The organism is Pseudobutyrivibrio sp. JW11, from assembly GCF_900115355.1.
Taxonomy (GTDB): Bacteria; Bacillota; Clostridia; order Lachnospirales; family Lachnospiraceae; genus Pseudobutyrivibrio; species Pseudobutyrivibrio ruminis.
In genome coordinates, this window is sequence record NZ_FOWB01000005.1 from 125,645 (window position 1) to 145,258 (window position 19,614).

A 19,614-nucleotide genomic window follows, 5' to 3' on the forward strand; every position below is an offset into this window, starting at 1 on the left:
GGTGGTTGTATGGTATTTGATGAAAAGGAATTGAAGTCCGCACTGTATCACATACAGTCAGGAACAAGACAACTGGAATTCATCAGGGACAACATGAAGAAAAGGAACAGTTCAAAATATAATGACAGGATGAAGAAGGTGTCCCAAAGATATATGAAGGACATCCAATGCAGTCAGAAGATTGTGGAAAACCACAGGAAGAAAGTGGACACCCTGAAGGATGACACACAGAAGGAAGTCATCATTGGTCTGTTCTTTTGTGGAATGGATGTTGGTCAGGTTGCAAAGGAAACAGGACTGACACAGGAACAGGTCATTGAACTGAAGACCAAGACAATGAAAGGATTGAAACAGGATGACAAATGAAGAACTGGTTCAGAAAATCAAACAGGGTGAAGATGTTCAGTCCAACAAACTTCTTTTGTTTGAACAGAACAGGGGATTGATTTATAAAACAATCAAACCATTGTCTGCAATCTGTGAAATTGAAGACCTTCTTCAAGAATCATGGTTTGGACTGGAACAGGCAATTGAAAAATATAATCCTGAAAGGGGACAGTTCACCACCTGTTTGGTTTGGGGTGTCAAAAATGTCTGCGGTCTGTATTGTCAGACTGGAAGAAACATCAGACTTCCTGTTGGTGTGGGACAGATGGTGTCCAAGTATGTGAAATTCTGCAATCAGTTTCATGAAGACAATGGAAGACCACCTGAAAAAGATGATGTCATTGAAGGTCTTGGAATAGCACCTGAAACATTTAATTCTTTGATGGATGCACTCAATTCAACTTCAATGGATTCTTTTTCAAGGGTTATGAATGAATGTGCAGAAACATTGGAAGACATTATTCCTTCAGGTCAGGACATGGAACAGGAAATTGTTGACAGATTGTCTGAAGAAGAACTGTCCACCACAATTCAGGAATGTCTTGAAATGTTGTCACCAAAACTTCATGAATGTATTCAGGACAGGTATTGGAACAACATGAAACAGGAAGACATTGCAATCAAAAAGAATGTGTCAAGACAGGCGGTCAGTCAGTGGGAAAAGGATGCATTGAAGAAACTGAAGGGAATGAAGAAAATCAGAAGACTTGGACTTGAATTTGATTATGACTGCAAGTTATCTTATAGAATGTCAATGAAAAGATGTGTGGATGAACACACATCACCAACAGAAGTGATTGCACTGAAACATGTTCAACTTCAAGAACAGGCTGAAAAATGTCTGAAGGAAGTCCAGTTCATGCAGAAGGTTCAGGAAGTGAACACCAAGAAGAAAAAGATGAAGAAGAAGGACTTCAGATTTGATTGGAATGACATGGTGGAACAGGCTGAAGACCTGTTTTCACAGATTGTAAACGGATAATAGTGACTTTATAGAAACAGGAAACAGGGATTCTTCCCTGTTTTTCTGTATTCTTCATATATTGGTTTGCTCTATGCAATTAAGAAGACCACTGTGAAAGGGGATGTTTTCACAATGGTCTTTTCTTCTATCACATAGGACAGAAATAGATGAAAATATACAAATGATGAATGACTTCTTTAGTCAATCACATTATAGCATATTTTCATAAAACACAGAAGACCTGACAGAATCAGGTCTTCATGAAAAAATATATGATGTTGTAGAACCATGAATAATGATATGAAGATACATTCACAAGTCATCATCAATAGTTACATATACATTATAACATCAGGCAATAGTGAAGGGAAGAATCTTTCTTGGATTCTTCCCTTCTGATTTCACTGGTCTGATGTGGTCAGTTCCACAAAAAATGAATGAATGATGACACTTTGTGTCCCTTTAATTGTACACCAAACAATTTATAATTGACAGTGGAAAATTTTCCTGACTTTTCAGGACAGAAAGGATGATGAAATGATGAAAAAGAAAATGATTGGTTTGGTGGTTGTGGTGGTTTTGTGTTTGGGGTTGTTTGGTGGTTCAGGTCTTCCAGTCCTTGCAGAATCATCCAGTGTTGATGTTTCATCACTGGATGAATTCATTTCTGCATTGAATTCAGATGTGGATGTCATCAACCTGACAGGAAACTTCAACATTGACAGGACTGTGACCCTTGGTGATGCATCCAAACCAAAGACAGTCACAAGGTCTGAAGGTGGTGGACTATATGTCCAATGGTCTGACACAGACATTGTCATGTTTCAATCCATCACTTTTGATGGTGGTGGATATTCTTCACCAATGATTGAAACCAACTGTGAAACAGTCTTCAATGACTGCACCTTCAAGAACTGTTCAGACACAAGTGTGAAGGTTTGGCAGAATGGATTCTGCACCTTTGAAAGATGCACCTTCAAGGACAATCAACAGGGGAACAGGGGTGGTCAGTTGTCCCTTCTTGGAAGTGGAACATATACCCTGACAGATTGCACCTTCACAGGTGGAAAGGCAAACAAGACAGGTTATGCAGACAATGAAGGTGGTGGAATCTACATTGGACATTCTTCTTCCAATGTCACAATGACTGGATGCACAATCACAGGGAACAGTTCTTCAGGGAATGGTGGTGGAATATCCAACAAAGGAAATCTGACAGTCACAGATTGTCTGATATATGGAAACACTTGTGATGGTTCAGGACAGGACATCCACAATGAAGGAACACTGACCCTGAATGATTCATTGGAAGACCTGACAACCAAACTGGATGCATTGTCATTGGTGTCTGATGGTTGGTTCAATGAAGACACACAGTCCCTTCAGGAAGTTCCTGACACCTTCACAGGGACAATGAATCTGACCCTGAAGACATCCACCAAGGAAGAAGAACAACCTTCACAGGATGACACAGGAAACACTGACAGTGGTTCAGGAACATCTTCAGGGACAACAGGTGGAACTTCTTCCAGTCCATCCACACAGACAGTCACACAGTCCACAGGAAACACCACAATCAATGTGACTGTACCTGATACCAATGGAACACAGGGAACAACCACAACAAACCTTCCACAGTCATCACAGACACCACAGAACCAAGGACAGACACCACAGGTGGTGACAGTGACCACAGACAAACAGAAGGATGATGAAGGGAATGTCATTGTGAATAATAACATCACAATCACTGTCAGTGACCCTGAAGGAACACAGTCAGAAAGTGGTCAGATTCTGTCAGATTCAGTCCCAAAGTCATCAAGTGTGGAATCGGTCAACAATGGTTCAGAAAGTCCAACACAGGGGAAATCTGACACACTGGAACAGGGTCAGAAAACAGACTGGACAGGAACAGTGACCAATGTTCTTCTGTTTGGTTTGATTGGATTCACAATATATGATAAGATTCAGCAAAGAAGGAAAAGGGTCAATTGATAAGTGAAAAAGATAATTCCTTTATATTAGTAACATAGCATACACAAAGTGCTGAAAAATGCTGAAGTTATGCGGTCAGGAATTATCAAAGAGATAATCATCTGCTATGGCAGATTACAGAAGACTCGGTACATTGTACCGGGTCTTTTTTTCGCGTGAAAAATGGTCCCTAACCTCGTCCCCAGGGACCATTAACTGGAATGAGGAGATGCCCCCTTGGCAATAGAGAGGCACGCACTCGCAACGCGCTTCTTAGCACAGTTGAAGATAAGACAGGAAAAGTTTATGATTAATACAAGAATAAGGGCATAGAAACTACGTTTGAAATGAATCCCGGAAATCATTTCAAAGATGCGGATTTGCGTCTTGCAAAGGGAATAGCCCGGATACTTAAATGATCTTAACTATTAAATAATTAACATCAAGAGAAAGACCAAAGAGAGCGGCCATGACAAATACAGAACAGACCACACAAAATATGACCTCAGGAAACAGTATGAAACAGATCATACTGTTCTTTTTGCCCTTATTATGGGGAAATCTTTTCCAACAGCTGTATAGTCTTGTGGATAGCATTATAGTTGGCAAGGGAATCTCGGATCAGGCGCTGGCTGCTGTTGGGGCAACCGGGACACTTAACTTCCTTATACTTGGATTTGTTGTGGGGATGACCAGAGGATTTGGCATAACCTTTGCCCAGAGCTTTGGAAAAAACGATATGGCTATGCTGAATGCATACATCAGAGCAGCCAAGAAGCTCAGTATCACGTTTGGAATAGCCTTTACTGTTGTATGCGTTTCTTTGCTTAATAAGATGCTGACGTTCTTGAACACTCCTGAAGATATCTTTGACGATTCGTATAGATATTTTGTTGTGATCTTATTGGGAATTGTAGTGACGGTTATGAATAACCTTGAGATTACAATTCTCCAGTCAATGGGAGATTCCAGAACGCCCTTCACTGCTATGATCTGTTCATCACTCGTGAACATCATGCTTGATATTATTTTCATAATGGCCTTTGGCACCGGAGTTGTCGGAGCAGCAGTGGCAACAGTGGTCTCTCAGTTTGTATCATACCTTTTGTGCCTTAAAAAGCTTAGAACTATCGATTTTATGAGTCTGGGAAAAGACACGTCAGAAAAAGCAGATGAAAAGAATATATTGGTTGAATTGATGAAAATAGGACTTCCTGTGGCACTTATGAATTCGGTCACAGCTGCAGGGACCATGGTATTGCAGTACTTCGTAAATCTTATGGGAAGCGCATATGTGGCAGCCTATTCAGCCTGCATGAAATTTGCATCACTCTTTGAGCAGTTCGGAATGTCCGTAGGTCTTTCCATGATGACCTTTGTGGGGCAAAATAAGGGCGCTGGCAAATATGACAGGATACGCACAGGAGTAAGACAGGGCCTGATGCTCTCTACACTTGTGAATGTGCCTATATCGCTCCTTATGATATTTGTGCCCGGAAGCCTGGCAAGGATGCTGCTGACTGACAACATGATAATCGGTTATTGTACCGATTTCATGCCGATCATGGGAATAAGCTTTTTTGCCCTGGGCTGGCTTTTTGTATACAGATACTCTGTTCAGGGGTTGGGCAATACCTTTATACCAATGCTCTCAGGCGGGCTCGAAGTCATTATGAGACTGATCTTTGGCTTTTTGGTAGGAAGGAACGGATTTAAGGGAATTGCCATTTCTGAAGTATCTGCATGGATAGGCGCTTTTCTGATGCTCATGGTGACATACTATTGTTTAATTGGCAAAAGAACTAAAGCAATAGCATAAAGTAGCAATAAAAAGACTCCCTGGGTGATATGTACCCTCTTTACTGGACAATGAAAAGTTCAGTAAGGAGGGTACATATCAGAAGCTTGCTTCCTTGGAGCTTTTTTATTTGCAGTAATATTTATCTCGTAATAAAATAAATATAGATACTATTTACAAGGAGTACACAATGCAAGAATTAGTTTTACACAGAGTATACAAACACTTCAAAGGGGATTATTATTTGGTTGAGGATATAGCTAGGGATTCTGAGACACAGGAGGAAATGGTAGTATATCGCAAGCTGTACGATGATGGTTCTTTGTGGGTAAGACCAAAGGAAATGTTTTTATCCGAAGTGGATCATGAAAAGTATCCAGAGGTTACTCAGAAATATAGATTTGAGCTTCAGGAGATTGCTAGCAAAAAGAATCATTAGTTTATATATTGGTTTATGTTTTGTGAGAGGTATTATTACATGACCAAGATGATGAAAAGAGCTCTAATCAATTTAGGGTTCAGAGTTTTTGTATTCCTATTTATATTTGGAGCATATATCTTTCGTAAAGATATGCTTGTTGGCTTTATGACTCACGAGTTTACATTTGGTATTGCAGAGTACGGAATTAGTCCATTACATGTACTGTGGGGAATCTTTATGATAATGATGCTACAGCATATCATTCCCCATAAGTATCTTTCTATGGCCTACTTTAAAGGTGATGTCAAAACCTTTGATGAAGTTGAGGGTTATTCAAGGCTGAATCTTTTAGAATTTGTCCAGCAGATGAATGTAAGAGCTTGGATTGTAATGCTAGTCTGGTTGACATTTAATGCTGTGTTTGCAGTATTGTATCTCTTTAAGGTAATAGGTGCTGCAGATATGTTGATGCTGACTGTATTTTTCTATTTGTGCGATTATATATGCATTCTTATTTTCTGTCCGTTTCAGTCATTTATCATGCACAACAAATGCTGTATCAACTGCAGAATCTATGACTGGGGATATTTCATGATGTTTACTCCAATGCTGTTTATAAAGAATTTCTTTTCATGGAGTCTTTTCTTTACGGCGCTTATCGTCCTTATTAAATGGGAAGTGGGCTATGCGAAACATCCAGAGACGTTTTGGTTTGGAAGTAATAAACATCTGCAGTGTGCAAATTGCAAAGAGAAGCTTTGTATTATAAAGAACAGAAAAGGTCATGAAAGAGTTTAATAAAGCTTTATCGAATTTCATAAATGATGCTGCGGCAGGTGGAGCAGTACGCCATCTTGCTGATCTGGGATATTCTATATCGCAGATAGCAGATGAGCTTGATTATCCTATCTCAAAAGAAAAGATTGCAGGCTATATGTGGGAGCATTTTCTTAATATTGGAAAGATAAGCTTGGAAGAACCAAAGGCGTCCCATGAGAAAGCGTCCTTCGTCAAAGAGCAGGATAGTTTTGGTAGGATAAGCTTTCGGAGGGTGACTGAACAAATCGACAATTCACAAACGAAATACGTCCAATGTGATTTCGGAAGGCTGTTATATAAACGGGATGAAGCCTTTATAAAGCAGCTAGAAAAATTAAATCCAGGTGATAAAGAATACATAGAGCTTATGCCTTGGCCACTTACGCCTGTGTACCATGAACTGGATGAAAGAATGACTAGAATTAAAAATATAATATAAGTTTAAATTTTTGCTTCAAGGCTCTTCCTTGAAGCATTTTTTTTTGCTATACTATGTTACTGTACAAGTTTAACAGCTTAAAGTATTAAAGTAACATGGAGGAGTAATTAATTGAAGAAAGGTAATCGAGGTAGTTTCTCGGGAAAGATTGGTTTTGTGCTTTCAGCAGCTGGAGCATCAGTAGGATTAGGAAATATTTGGAGATTCCCTTACTTATGTGCTAAATATGGAGGAGGAATCTTTTTAATTGTTTATATAGTTCTTGCTTTAACATTTGGATACACAATGATCGTTGCAGAGACTGCGATAGGACGCGCTACAGGCAAAAGCCCAGTCGGGGCATTCAGGGATTTAAGTCACAACAAGTTAATGGGATTAGGAGGATGGATTAATGCAATCATTCCAATTCTTATCGTTCCTTATTATTCAGTTATCGGTGGCTGGGTATGTAAGTATTTATTTGAATATATCAGAGCAGATGTAAATGAAATCGCAAGCGACACATTCTTTGTAGATTTCATTACAAATGGATATGATGCAGAGTTTTGGTTTATCGTATTTACGATATTAGTTTTATTTGTTATTTACAAGGGTGTAGAAAATGGTATTGAGCGAGTATCAAAGTTCGTTATGCCAATCCTGGTGGTACTTGCCATTATAATCTGCATTTATTCAGTTACAAGACCAGGGGCATTTAGTGGAGTAAAATATTTATTTATCCCTAATTTTAAGCATTTTTCGATTATGACAATTGTTACTGCTATGGGTCAGATGTTTTATTCATTATCAATTGCCATGGGTATTCTTATTACATTTGGTTCTTATGTAAAGAAAGAAGTCAGCATAGAGGAATCCACAAAGCAGGTAGAGATTTTTGATACAGCAATCGCTATTATGGCCAGCCTTATGATTATTCCTGCAGTGTTTGCATTCTCTGGAGGAGATGAAAGCACATTAAATGCTGGCCCATCACTTATGTTTATCACAATGCCAAAGATTTTTGCCAGCATGGGATTTGGAAGAATTATCGGAATTCTTTTCTTTGCGTTAGTTTTGTTTGCTGCAGTAACAAGCGCAATTGCACTTACAGAAAGTGCTGTTTCTACATTTGAAGATGAATTCAAGTGGAGCAGAAAGTTTGGAACAAACGTTATGGCTGTTATCATGGTTGTTCTTGGAAGCTTATCATCACTTGGCAATGGACCACTTGCGAATGTTAAAATCATTGGCATGCAGTTCTTGGATTTCTTTGATTTCCTTACAAACTCAGTAATGATGCCTATAGCAGCTCTTGCTACATGTATTCTTATTACTAAGTTTATGACAGTAGAAAGACTGGAAGCAGAAGTTGAGCAGGAGAATCATCCATTTAAGAGAAAGGCTGTATTCTCTTTCATGATTAAATTCCTTTGCCCATTGTTTGTTGTTATTATTTTGATTAGTGCTATACTTAACGTGTTTGGGATTATTTCAATGTAAAATATGATAACAGAAGAAATCAGAGCAGATTTATTTGCAAACCAGGATATTAAATATAGGGATTTTCAAAGCAAGCTTACACCTACAATTGCAGAGGGCTCAGCTATCGGAGTACGCACTCCAGTCCTTCGCAAGCTTGCAAAAGGATATAGTAAGCGAAAGGATGTGGCAGATTTTCTTGATGATTTGCCACATCAGTATTTTGATGAAAATCAGATTCATGCATTTTTAATTAGTGAAATCAAGGATTATGATGAGTGTATTACTAGGCTTAATCAGTTTCTTCCATATGTGGACAACTGGGCTACATGCGACCAGATGTCACCAAAGTGTTTCAAAAAGAATCATGATTTGGTGCCTGGTCAGCTGTTAAAATGGATTGGTACAAATGATACCTATACTATTAGGTTTGCTATTGTTTCATATATGTCCCAGTTTTTAGATGAAGACTTCGACGAAGAATATTTGAAAATAGTTGCATCAGTCAAATCTGATGAATACTACATAAATATGGCTATAGCATGGTATTTCGCCACAGCTCTTGCTAAGCAGTATGAGGCAGCCTTGCCATACATTGAAAACAATATGCTTGATAAATGGACTCATAATAAAGCTATTCAAAAATCTATTGAAAGCTATAGAGTCACAGACGAACACAAGCAGTATCTTAGATCTTTAAAACGGAAGTAATAAACTATGAAATCACGACAAACATCAGAATCATTCTTACTAAGCGCTATAGTTTCTGCTTCAGGAGGCTTTCAGGATGCCTACACCTACAATCTTAGGGATAAGGTATTTGCAAACGCTCAAACAGGAAATATTGTCCTTATGTCTCAGCATTTAATGCAAAGAGAGTGGGCAGCGGGATTGCATTACTTACTGCCAATTCTTTCTTTTGCAGTAGGAATACTTATAGCAGAGCAAGTTAGTTTTCATTATCGAAATGCTAAAAAGATTCATTGGCGTCAGATAGTTCTTTTAATAGAAATCATAGTTTTGTCGGCAGTGGCTTTTTTACCGGCATCATTAAATGTACTGGCAAATGTTTTAGTATCATTAGCATGTGCCATGCAGGTGCAGTCATTTAGAAAGGTCAACGGATATCCTTATGCCAGCACCATGTGCATTGGCAACCTTAGAAGCGGTACAGAGAGCCTTTCAGTATATCTTAGAAATCATGAAAAGGGTGCCTTAAAAAAGGCAATGCACTATTATGGAATTATTATCGTATTTGCGATTGGTGCAGGCATCGGTGGAATTTTATCTATATATTTAGGATATAGGTGTATTTTAATATCAAGTGTGTTATTATTATTAGCGTTTTTAATGATGCGAAAAGAGCATCTATAAATCCTTGGGAGATTTGATTTAAATGAAACCGCTAAAGTTAACATCTATTCATTTAATACCATTAAGCTTTCTTATTACAATTGTAATAGGAGGGCTTATTTTAATGTTACCGTGGGCATCGGCAGATGGCAGTTGGACTGGTTTTATCCCATCGCTATTCACCGCTACCACATCAGCCTGTGTAACAGGGCTTACAGTTGTAAATGTGGCTACCCACTATAGCCTACTTGGCAAAATAATTATTCTTATACTTATTCAGGCAGGTGGTCTTGGAATCATAACAGTTGTTTCCATGATTATGCTTATTACTCAAAAGAAGTTTTCAATCGCCGACCGCAAAATGCTTCAGGAATCACTTAACCTGGAAACAGATGTAGGAGTATTAAAACTGCTCATCAGAATTTTTAAGGATGTGGCAAAGGTTGAAACATTTGGAGCCGCTGTATATGCTATAGATTTTATTCCTAGATTTGGCGTGGCGAGAGGTATCTGGTATTCGGTATTCACATCTATATCAGCCTTTTGTAATGCGGGAATAGATATATTTGGAGATAGCAGTTTAGTAGCGTACCATGATAATCCACTGATTATGATCAACACCATGTTTTTGATTGTTATGGGTGGTTTAGGATACGTAGTCTGGTTTGATATGTCTGAAAAGATTAAATATGGAATCAAGAAGAAATACAATCCAGTTATAATTTTCAAAAGATTTAATGAGCACACGAAGCTAGTCTTAAGCGTAACATTTGCATTGATTATTATAGGTGCAGTCCTTATCTTTATAGCCGAGTACGATAATATATATACTATTGGTCATTTTTCTTTAATAGATAAGATTATTAACAGCTTCTTTGAATCGGTTACCCTGAGAACTGCAGGCTTTGCTTCATTTGCCCAGGAGAACATGACAGATTTTTCTTGTGTTATATCGTATATTTGGATGTTTATAGGTGGTTCGCCTATAGGTACAGCAGGTGGTGTTAAGACAGTTACAATTTATTTGGCGCTGTTGAATATCATTTCATATATCAGAGATGATGACCAAACAATTACTTTTAACAGACGAGTGACAGAAGAAAACATGAGAAAGGCCACAGTTATTGTTTCTGTAGCTGCTTTTACAATCGTTGTTCTTACACTTGCATTGATTTCAACAAATCCTATTAATATGCAGGACGGTTTATATGAAATCATTAGTGCATCTGCCACAGTGGGACTTACCAGAGGATTGACAGGCAGTCTCAATCTGGCAGGCCAGTTAATCATTATTCTTGCAATGTATTTAGGCAGAATAGGACCTATATCCCTTGCAATTTTCTTTGCAGGTAAAAGACATAAAAATAACAAATGTAGATATTTAGAAGGAAGCTTCTTTGTAGGATAGGAGACATTATGAAAAAATCAATTGCAGTATTAGGACTTGGAAAATATGGTGCCAGTTTGGCAAAAAATATGTATGAAATGGGCGCTGATGTTTTAATCGTCGACCAGGATCAGGATAAGCTCAAGGAGCTTAATGGTTTCTGTACAGCTGCTGTATGTGCAGACATTACAAACGAAGATGAGGTTATTTCATTAGGTCTTAAAAATATGGATATCGTTGCGGTAGCAATGGCAGGAAATCTTGCTGCAAGTATCATGGCTGTTGCAGTTGCCAAGGAACAGGGGGTTCCACTTATTGTTGCCAAAAGTTCTTCAGACAGAATGACATCTATTCTTAAAAAGATTGGTGCCAACAAAGTAATTGTTCCAGAGGAGTACGGCGGAGAGCAGTCTGCTAGAATTCTTTCGTCAGACACATTCCTTGATTACTTCAAGGTGGATGGCAACCTTTGTATGATTGAAATCAATCCTCTTCAAAAATGGATTGGTAAAAATATGATGGAATTGAATGTACGTAAGAATTATAATGCCAACGTTATTGCCTTAAAGCGTGGATCAAGCTGGAAGATTTTGGACCCAGCAGAGGCGCTTAACGCAGATGACTTGTTGCTTATAGTCGTAGAACGTAAGGATTTGCATAGATTAAATAAATAATCTGTTGTCTTATACACAAATTGTTGACAATTACTAAGTATACTTTTTACAATGAATATACTGCTTTGAGATTGGAGACAATAATTGGAACTTAATAGTTTTTATGATTTTTATGCAAATAATTGGATTTCGAATGTAATAATAGTCGTAGGAGCAACTATCATAGCTTTGCTCCTCGCCTATTTATTACCTTTTTTTGATAATAAAATCTGTAACAAAATCGGTTTAAATCTACAGGGCGGCGTTAGTTCTAGCAAAAATGCAGATAAAAGCGCAATCATCAGAAAAATTATCCTTTGGGTGGCCTTTGTAGTTTATCTTTTTTTCCTTTTCTATTTAGTATTTCTTGCAAGAACTCCAAATCCAGATTATGTAGTTCGTAATGCGGGCTTTAGTATTTTTACTATGACATGGCAAGATATCGAGCTTCCAGAGGAAGAGTTTATCGAGTTTTATCTCAATGTTATGGTGTTCATCCCTATGGGATACTTGCTTCCATATATTTTCAGATGGTTCAGAAATCATGCATGGAGCAGATCACTTATTATGTGCTTTGTTTCCTCTATTGTAATCGAGAATTTACAGCTTATCACAAAGCGTGGAACATATGATACTGCGGATGTTATAGCAGATACATTTGGCGGATTTATCGGAATAGCGTTATACATGCATCGTGCATACACTCTCACAAATCCAGAGTGGAGAAAGGATTTTAAGTACTACAAGCGATGGAAGAAGCTGGCGAAAAATGGAGTTCTTTTTCCATTTTCTAAAAAGCTTGCTATCAATCGTGTTATTATCCAAGCTGCAGATGAGGACGAGATTTGGAATTTCTATGTAAAAGATTTGGGATTCCAGATTAAGAAGATTATTATTCCAAAGGATGTTACTCAGACAAACTTACTTCTATCAATGGGAAGAACTTCCTTGGAAGTACATTGTTTGAACAAGCAGAATGATATACCGGCCCAGACTATAGTGCTTGCACACCACAATATGGATGGTATAAAGCGAAGATTAGATAAGGCAAATATAACAAGTGAATGTGGAACGGACCCATACACAAATCATAGAACATTGACTGTGATGGGCCCGGACAATACTAAGGTTATTTTTCTTGAAACCTAATTCTATTCAGTTTTTAGATTCATGTACCATCTAAATATGGCAACACCGATAATGATGGCATATCCTGCAATACTGAGGATTGAAGGAATCTCACCAAGGAAGATTATTCCAAGGATGGCTGCAAATACAACTTGTGTGTAATCAAACACAGAAATCTCTTTTGCAGGAGCGTATTTGTAAGCGGTGGTGATTGAGAACTGTCCAAGTGATGCGCTTACACCAGCCATAAGCAGGCATAGCAATTGTGTTGGACTCATTGGAGCAAAATCTGTTATTAAAAATGGCAGAGTCACTACACATGAAAAGAACGAAAAATAAAATACAATAACAGGAGTTTTTACACCCTGTTGTCCAAGCTTGCGGACACAAACATATGCTGTTCCTGCGCCAAAGCCACCAAATAGGCCGATGAGTGCAGGAACAGTTTCTGTTATAAGGCCTGTTGGTCTGATGATGAATAATGCGCCGATAAAAGCAATGATAGTAGCTGCGATATCAACACGCTTTGGATATTCCTTCAAAATAAAAATAGAAAGAATAATAGCAAAGAATGGTGATAGCTTATTTAGCATGTTGGCGTCGGCAATTCCTAATCTATCGATAGCATAGAAGTTTGCAATAAGTCCTGATGTTCCGAAAAAGCATCTTGCAAACAAAGGAGGAATACTTGGCTTTTCAACTTTAATTCCTACGTTGGCCCTTAGAAGAGCTGCGATGGCAACAAACATGGCCACGAAGTTTCTAAAGAATGCTTTTTGCATGGTTGGCAAATCGCCTGAGATACGGACGAAAAATGTCATAAGTGAAAAGCCGACAGCGGCTAATAGAATACAAATGATTCCCTTGAGTTTGTTATTTTTAGTCATAATGGGTCTCCTAAATCTTGATTATTCCCCAAACACATATCATACAATTAAAGAGTATATCACGTAATATTGATGAATTGTATAGATTTCTGTTTTTCTGTCAGCAAGAAGTCATAGCTAAATTATGTGAATTGCATCTTATAAAGTTGGTATTGAAGTTGCAAGAAAAATATTGGTAAAATAAGCATAGTAGGAAGGGGGAGAGGCTATGCATAGGATGTCAACAAAAGAAATTTTGGCGGAATCTTTCAAAGAGTTGGCAGAGAAAAAACCAATTAATAAAATTACGATTACAAATATCACTGATAATTGTGGAATGACACAGCCTACTTTTTACAATCATTTTAGGGACAAATATGATTTGATTACCTGGATTTATTTGCAGGAAGCGCAAAAGCATATTAAAAACGTAGGGAAAGATGGCTGGACATGGAAAGATACAATTAGTTGTAATCTACAGTATTTTATGGACAACAAGTCCTTTATAGTCAACGCATTAAAGAATACCAAGGGGATGGATTCTTTTGTTTTTCAGATGGCCAATACAAACCGTGATTTACTTGTAAAAGAAGTGAAAAGTAAAACAGGAAAAGATGAGTTATCTGATGAAATGATGGCATTGATTAAGATGTACGTATGTGGCATATGTCAGTACGTATGTGGCTGGTTATTGGAACCAAATCCAATGCCATGCGATAAACTAGCCGGCATCATACAGGAATTTGCTCCTAGTGAAATACGTCCATTTATCTGCGCTTAATTTTGTAAAATTAAATCAATGCAAAATGATTTAGTATTTGCGTTTAGCTATATATCGACTTTCTGTAATATCGTTGATACATTATTATTGTACACAATACTAATGTGAACGAATTACAGGAGAGTATAAAATGACAAAAACATCGGACAAGGTATTATGTTTGGAGAATCAGCTTTGTTTTCCATTGTATGCATGTGCTAAGGAGGTTGTACGTAAGTATAGAAAGCCTCTTGAGGAACTTAATCTTACCTACACCCAGTATATTGTCATGATGGCTTTATGGCAGGCTGGCGATTTGACTGAAGGAGAAATTGGAAAGTGCGTGCATTTGGATTCAGGCACTTTGGCTCCACTTTTAAAGCGATTAGAAAAGCAAGGCATGATTACCAGAGGAAGATCTGAAAAGGATGAGCGAAAGCTTGTTATTAAGCTTACAGATGAGGGACAGGCATTAAAAGAAAAAGCTAAAAAGGTTCCAGCTCAAATGAAAGGGTGTCTTAATCTTTCAGATGAGGAAAAGGCTCAGTTAAAGAAGCTACTGGATAAGGCTATGCAAGGAATTGGTGAAGAATAAAATTGATTTTTACAATCTTCACATAGATTTCAGATAAGTAACAGTACAAGTTCATAATGGGAGAGTAATATACAATCATCGCAAGAGCGATAAAACTTTTTCATATATCATTCTCCCAAAAAAAGCTGCTGGCGGGCAGCTTTTTTTACTATGTATTTATAATTGAAAATGATTATCAACAGGAGTATAATGATTTTACAAAATCGAATCACACACAATCGATGCGATGGAATGATAAGATCATTTAAGAGGTGTATATATGGAAAAGGAATTTGATATTCAAGCGTATATGACAGCTGGAGTAGAGCGAGTTGTAAAGGATTCAATTCGTGCTACTTTGAAAGATCCAGCTGAAAGCATTTTTATGGCAAAGTTTGCATTAGCAACAAAGAAAGCTGCTGATGTTAGAAAGAAATTCAAGGAAGAGGGCTTACATGTTCCTCCATTCCTAATTGCATCAATCACTAGCAATTGCAACTTACATTGTGCAGGCTGTTATTCTCGTCAGAACGACGCCACAAAGGATTGCGAGCCTGTAAATCAGCTTAGCGATGAACAGTGGCTTACCATCTTCGATGAAGCAGAGGATTTAGGAATCAGCTTTATTCTTCTTGCTGGTGGCGAGCCTCTTCTTAGAAAAGGTGTCATCAAGGCAGCTGCAAAGAAGCCTAATATTCTTTTCCCAATCTTTACAAATGGAGTATTCATCAGTGATGAGTACTTTGAGTTATTTGATAAAAACAGAAACCTTGTGCCAATCATGAGTATTGAAGGACACAAGGAAGCAACTGACAGCCGTCGTGGCGAAGGAATTTACGATAAGCTTATTTCAAACATGGAAACATTCAAAAAGAATGGTCAAATCTTCGGCAATTCAGTTACAGTTACTACAGAAAACTTTGACGATGTTCTTTCTGATGATTTTGTATCTATGCTTCAGGGATATGGCTGCAAGGCTGTAATCTATGTTGAGTATGTTCCTGTATCAGATGAGAGCAAGCACCTTGCCCTTAGCGAGGACCAGGAAGAGCAGCTTAGAGCTAGAATTGCCACTCTTCGTGAGGAATATGAGGACATGGTTTTCATTTCATTCCCAGGTGATGAAAAGTCATCAGGCGGATGTGTTGCAGCAGGCAGAGGATTTTTCCACATCAATTCCCATGGTGGAGCTGAGCCATGCCCATTCTCGCCATTCTCCGACACAAACGTAATGGACATGGGCCTTCGTGGAGCCATTTCGTCACGTCTCTTCCAGGTACTCCAGGCAGGCGACATCCTAAAGGATGACCACGTAGGTGGCTGCGTCCTCTTCGAAAAGAAAGAACAGGTGGAGGCACTTTGCAATTAGGTGTTGATTTTTTGCCACACTTGTAGCATTATATGTAAGGAATTTAATATGAGACGGGAGCTTGTAGACAGGCTGAGAGGAAGGTGTGACCTTCGACCGAGAACCTGATTTGGATAATGCCAACGTAGGGACGCCGATTAATAATGATATTGATATTATGCGGAAGCTATTTGAGAAATCAGGTAGCTTCCGTTTTTTTATGCAAAAAAGGAGGAATAATGGAATTTAATAGCGAGCTTTATTTTATTACTGACAGTACACCGTATGAGCTAGATGAATTCCTGTGGCGAGTTGAGGATGCCTTAAAGGGCGGCGTAACTTTGATGCAGCTTCGAGAAAAAAATCGTACCACAAAGGAATATATTGAACTGGCACAGGCAGTACATGAGATTTGCAGAAAGTACAATGTTCCGCTGATTATTGATGATCGTGTGGATGTAATGCTTGCTGTGGATTGCGAGGGGGTCCATTTAGGGGCAGAGGATATGCCTCTTGAGATGGCAAGAAGGATTATCGGCCCTGATAAGATTTTGGGAGCTACTGCCAAGAAAGTGGATGTAGCAAAAGCAGCATATGAGGCTGGGGCTGATTATCTGGGAGTTGGCGCAATCTATCCAACTACTACAAAAGTAAAAACTATCATTACGTCCACGGAGACATTGGATGCAATATGTAAGGCAGTTCCTATCCCAGTTAATGCTATTGGCGGTTTGAATGCTTCCAATATGGATGTATTAAAAGGAATTGACATAGCTGGGGTTTGCGCTGTTTCAGCCATTATGAAAGTAGATTCGCCACGAAATGCTGCTGAAAGTATGAAAAAGAAATTTAGGGAGATAAAAGGATGAAGGTAGTTTTATCAATTGCGGGAAGCGATAGTAGTGGTGGTGCAGGTATCCAGGCAGATTTAAAGACGATGACTGCACATGGAGTCTATGGAATGACAGCAATCACTGCACTTACTGCACAAAATACCACAGGGGTAACAGAGATTGTGGAATCATCGCCACATTTCCTGGAAGAACAAATAGATGCTTGTTTGACTGATATTCCGGCGGATGCGGTAAAAATTGGAATGCTTCCATCAGTGGAGCAAGTGCGAGTGGTAGCTAGAAAGCTTAAGGAGTTTGGAGCAAGGAATATTGTGGTGGATCCGGTTATGGTGGCTACAAGCGGAAGTAGATTGATGGAAAACTCCACCCCAGCAGTGATGGCAAAAATGTTATTTCCACTGGCTAGAGTTATTACACCAAATATACCTGAAGCAGAAACCCTTACCGGCACAAAGATAGAAGACAAAATAGATATGGAGCAGGCAGCCAAAAAGCTTGGTGAAAAATATGGATGTGGAGTTCTTGTAAAAGGCGGTCACTGCGTGGAGGATGCAAGCGATGTTCTTTTTGATAATGGATGTGTTACATGGTTTGAAGGGGAAAGAATTGATAGCACCAACACTCATGGAACAGGCTGCACATTATCAAGTGCTATTGCATCGAATTTGGCACTGGGGTACGACTTGAAAGACTCTATCATAAATGCGAAGTCATATATAGAAAAAGCTATTGGCGCAAATCTGGATTTAGGTAAAGGTAACGGTCCACTTAATCATTGTGTGGCCAGCTAGAAGGAAAGGAGAAGTAATGGTTTTCTTAAATGGAAAAGAGTATGAGTTAGCAAACAAGACGCTTGCTACTGTACTGGATGATTTTAAATTTGACGTCAGAACTATTGCTGTGGAGATTAACGAAGAAATCATTTCTAAGACAACATTTAATGAGACCATCTTAAAGGATGGGGATGTTGTTGAGGTAGTAAGTTTTGTAGGAGGCGGCTGATTGATACCGACAAAGGATGAGTTCTATAAGGCGCTTGTAGATAGACATGGCGCAGAAAATCAAAAAAAATTCGACGAGGCTGTGGTTGCAATATGTGGGCTAGGTGGCTTGGGATCTAATATAGCCACATGTCTTGCAAGGGCGGGCATAGGCCACTTGATTTTGATTGACTATGATTTTGTGGATGTAAGCAATCTCCATAGACAGCATTACAAAATCAATCAGGTTGGTATGAAAAAAACTGATGCAATGGCGGCTAATCTACATGAAATAAATCCATACATAAAGATTGAGACTCATAACATAAAGCTGACCGAGGCTAACACAAAACCATTGATAGAAAAGGCGGATATTGTCTGTGAGGCTTTTGACTCACCTGAAAGTAAGGCTATGCTTGTTAATCTAGTACTAGAACAAATGTCAGATAAATATATTCTATCTAGCTCGGGAATGGCGGGATTTGGCAGTGCAAATGATATAAAGACTAGAAGAGTATCAAAGAGATTCTACCTTTCAGGAGATGGGGTTAGTGATGTTAATGATGGTATTGGGTTGATTTCATCTAGAGTGATGGTTTGCGGAGCACACGAAGCAAATATGGTACTTAAAATTCTCATTGGAGAATTAGACGCATAAAAATGAAAGAGGAAAATGGAATGGAAAATGACAAACTGGTAATCGGTGGTAAAGAATTTGATTCTCGTTTTATTTTGGGATCAGGAAAATATTCGATGAAGCTTATTGAGGCAGCAACCAAAGATGCTGGAGCAGAAATAATCACTCTTGCAGTTCGAAGAACGAATACCAAGGATGAAGAAAATATTTTGGATTATATTCCAAAGAATGTAACTTTACTTCCAAATACAAGTGGCGCAAGAGATGCCAAGGAAGCAGTAAGAATCGCAAGACTTGCCAGAGAATTGGGCTGTGGCGACTTTGTAAAAATAGAAATAATGAGAGACACCAAGTATCTCCTTCCTGATAATTACGAAACAATAAAAGCAACAGAAATTCTTGCAAAAGAAGGCTTTGTGGTTATGCCTTATATGTATCCAGATTTGAATGTTGCAAGAGAATTGCAAAATGTTGGAGCTGCATCCATCATGCCACTTGCATCACCTATAGGTTCAAATAAAGGTTTGGCTACAAAAGAGTTTATACAGATTCTTATTGATGAAATAGATTTGCCTATTATAGTAGATGCTGGAATTGGAAAGCCATCACAGGCATGTGAAGCAATGGAAATGGGGGCTGCGGCAATAATGGCAAATACTGCGCTTGCAACAGCAGGAGATTTGACACTTATGGCTTCAGCATTCAAGGACGCTATTGAAGCAGGAAGAAAAGCATACTTGGCAGGCCTTGGAAGAGTGCTTACTCGTGGCGCAGCAGCATCAGATCCACTTACAGGTTTCTTACATTAGGAGGC

General features: G+C 38.6%; 22 protein-coding genes and 1 riboswitch. Of the genes, 21 read left to right on the top strand and 1 reads right to left on the bottom strand.

The annotated features are described in order from the left end of the window. Positions 1 to 9 precede the first annotated feature (9 nt). From BM102_RS07060 to BM102_RS07125, 13 genes are all read left to right on the top strand, one after another. On the top strand, positions 10 to 366 hold the full coding sequence (locus BM102_RS07060) for a sigma-70 RNA polymerase sigma factor region 4 domain-containing protein (RefSeq protein ID WP_090480405.1): 357 nt from the start codon (positions 10 to 12) through the stop codon (positions 364 to 366). Continuing rightward, positions 356 to 1,369 (top strand): sigma-70 family RNA polymerase sigma factor, encoded by a 1,014-nt coding sequence (locus BM102_RS07065; RefSeq protein WP_090480408.1) that lies wholly within the window; start codon positions 356 to 358, stop codon positions 1,367 to 1,369. The genes BM102_RS07060 and BM102_RS07065 overlap by 11 nt, the downstream gene beginning before the upstream one ends. A gap of 519 nt (positions 1,370 to 1,888) precedes the next feature. Beyond that, positions 1,889 to 3,346: a right-handed parallel beta-helix repeat-containing protein gene (locus tag BM102_RS07070; protein ID WP_090480411.1), complete on the top strand. Its 1,458-nt coding sequence runs from the start codon at positions 1,889 to 1,891 to the stop codon at positions 3,344 to 3,346. 448 nt (positions 3,347 to 3,794) lie between these two features. After that, positions 3,795 to 5,144 (top strand): MATE family efflux transporter, encoded by a 1,350-nt coding sequence (locus tag BM102_RS07080; RefSeq protein ID WP_044938153.1) that lies wholly within the window; start codon positions 3,795 to 3,797, stop codon positions 5,142 to 5,144. A gap of 169 nt (positions 5,145 to 5,313) precedes the next feature. After that, positions 5,314 to 5,562, top strand: a complete 249-nt coding sequence (locus tag BM102_RS07085) for a DUF1653 domain-containing protein (RefSeq protein ID WP_033154488.1) — start codon at positions 5,314 to 5,316, stop codon at positions 5,560 to 5,562. A 39-nt stretch (positions 5,563 to 5,601) separates the two neighbouring features. Then, complete coding sequence (locus BM102_RS07090; protein ID WP_090480414.1) at positions 5,602 to 6,342, top strand: hypothetical protein; 741 nt, start codon at positions 5,602 to 5,604, stop codon at positions 6,340 to 6,342. Then, entirely contained in the window at positions 6,329 to 6,802 is a 474-nt protein-coding gene (locus BM102_RS07095; RefSeq protein ID WP_090480418.1) for a hypothetical protein, read from the top strand. Before BM102_RS07090 ends, BM102_RS07095 begins: the two co-directional genes overlap by 14 nt. A 111-nt stretch (positions 6,803 to 6,913) precedes the next feature. Then, entirely contained in the window at positions 6,914 to 8,281 is a 1,368-nt protein-coding gene (locus tag BM102_RS07100; RefSeq protein WP_090480420.1) for a sodium-dependent transporter, read from the top strand. 3 nt (positions 8,282 to 8,284) lie between these two features. Then, positions 8,285 to 8,971 carry a DNA alkylation repair protein gene (locus tag BM102_RS07105; protein ID WP_090480423.1) on the top strand — a complete coding sequence of 229 codons (687 nt, stop codon included), beginning with the start codon at positions 8,285 to 8,287 and terminating at the stop codon, positions 8,969 to 8,971. Positions 8,972 to 8,977: 6 nt separating this feature from the next. Then, positions 8,978 to 9,634, top strand: coding sequence for a YoaK family protein (locus tag BM102_RS07110; protein WP_090480426.1), 657 nt, complete (start codon positions 8,978 to 8,980; stop codon positions 9,632 to 9,634). A 103-nt stretch (positions 9,635 to 9,737) separates the two neighbouring features. Beyond that, positions 9,738 to 11,021, top strand: a complete 1,284-nt coding sequence (locus BM102_RS07115) for a TrkH family potassium uptake protein (RefSeq protein ID WP_242942911.1) — start codon at positions 9,738 to 9,740, stop codon at positions 11,019 to 11,021. 8 nt (positions 11,022 to 11,029) lie between these two features. Then, on the top strand, positions 11,030 to 11,674 hold the full coding sequence (locus BM102_RS07120) for a potassium channel family protein (RefSeq protein WP_242942912.1): 645 nt from the start codon (positions 11,030 to 11,032) through the stop codon (positions 11,672 to 11,674). Positions 11,675 to 11,758: 84 nt separating this feature from the next. After that, the gene (locus BM102_RS07125; protein ID WP_090480434.1) at positions 11,759 to 12,802 is read left to right on the top strand and encodes a VanZ family protein; all 1,044 of its coding nucleotides are present in this window, start codon (positions 11,759 to 11,761) and stop codon (positions 12,800 to 12,802) included. A gap of 2 nt (positions 12,803 to 12,804) precedes the next feature. On the opposite strand, the gene BM102_RS07130 is transcribed toward BM102_RS07125, so the two are convergent. Next, a complete protein-coding gene (locus tag BM102_RS07130) occupies positions 12,805 to 13,668 on the bottom strand; it encodes a DMT family transporter (RefSeq protein ID WP_090480437.1) in 864 nt (287 codons plus the stop codon). Positions 13,669 to 13,885: 217 nt separating this feature from the next. Here BM102_RS07130 and BM102_RS07135 point away from each other — a divergent pair, with 217 nt between their 5' ends. From BM102_RS07135 to BM102_RS07170, 8 genes are all read left to right on the top strand, one after another. Next, on the top strand, positions 13,886 to 14,428 hold the full coding sequence (locus BM102_RS07135; protein ID WP_177194930.1) for a TetR/AcrR family transcriptional regulator C-terminal domain-containing protein: 543 nt from the start codon (positions 13,886 to 13,888) through the stop codon (positions 14,426 to 14,428). A 130-nt stretch (positions 14,429 to 14,558) separates the two neighbouring features. After that, a complete protein-coding gene (locus tag BM102_RS07140) occupies positions 14,559 to 15,002 on the top strand; it encodes a MarR family winged helix-turn-helix transcriptional regulator (protein WP_033154480.1) in 444 nt (147 codons plus the stop codon). 259 nt (positions 15,003 to 15,261) lie between these two features. Further along, positions 15,262 to 16,350, top strand: a complete 1,089-nt coding sequence (locus BM102_RS07145) for a radical SAM/SPASM domain-containing protein (RefSeq protein WP_090394677.1) — start codon at positions 15,262 to 15,264, stop codon at positions 16,348 to 16,350. 43 nt (positions 16,351 to 16,393) lie between these two features. Further along, a riboswitch (TPP riboswitch) is annotated at positions 16,394 to 16,498 on the top strand. 70 nt (positions 16,499 to 16,568) lie between these two features. Beyond that, the gene (gene thiE / locus BM102_RS07150; RefSeq protein ID WP_090480444.1) at positions 16,569 to 17,198 is read left to right on the top strand and encodes a thiamine phosphate synthase; all 630 of its coding nucleotides are present in this window, start codon (positions 16,569 to 16,571) and stop codon (positions 17,196 to 17,198) included. Further along, complete coding sequence (gene thiD / locus BM102_RS07155) at positions 17,195 to 17,974, top strand: bifunctional hydroxymethylpyrimidine kinase/phosphomethylpyrimidine kinase (protein ID WP_090480447.1); 780 nt, start codon at positions 17,195 to 17,197, stop codon at positions 17,972 to 17,974. The genes thiE and thiD overlap by 4 nt, the downstream gene beginning before the upstream one ends. Positions 17,975 to 17,990: 16 nt before the next feature. After that, a complete protein-coding gene (gene thiS, locus BM102_RS07160; RefSeq protein WP_044938118.1) occupies positions 17,991 to 18,185 on the top strand; it encodes a sulfur carrier protein ThiS in 195 nt (64 codons plus the stop codon). Next, positions 18,186 to 18,821 (top strand): sulfur carrier protein ThiS adenylyltransferase ThiF, encoded by a 636-nt coding sequence (thiF, locus tag BM102_RS07165; protein ID WP_090480450.1) that lies wholly within the window; start codon positions 18,186 to 18,188, stop codon positions 18,819 to 18,821. Between the two features lie 20 nt (positions 18,822 to 18,841). After that, entirely contained in the window at positions 18,842 to 19,609 is a 768-nt protein-coding gene (locus BM102_RS07170) for a thiazole synthase (protein ID WP_044938489.1), read from the top strand. The last annotated feature ends 5 nt before the right edge of the window (positions 19,610 to 19,614 follow it).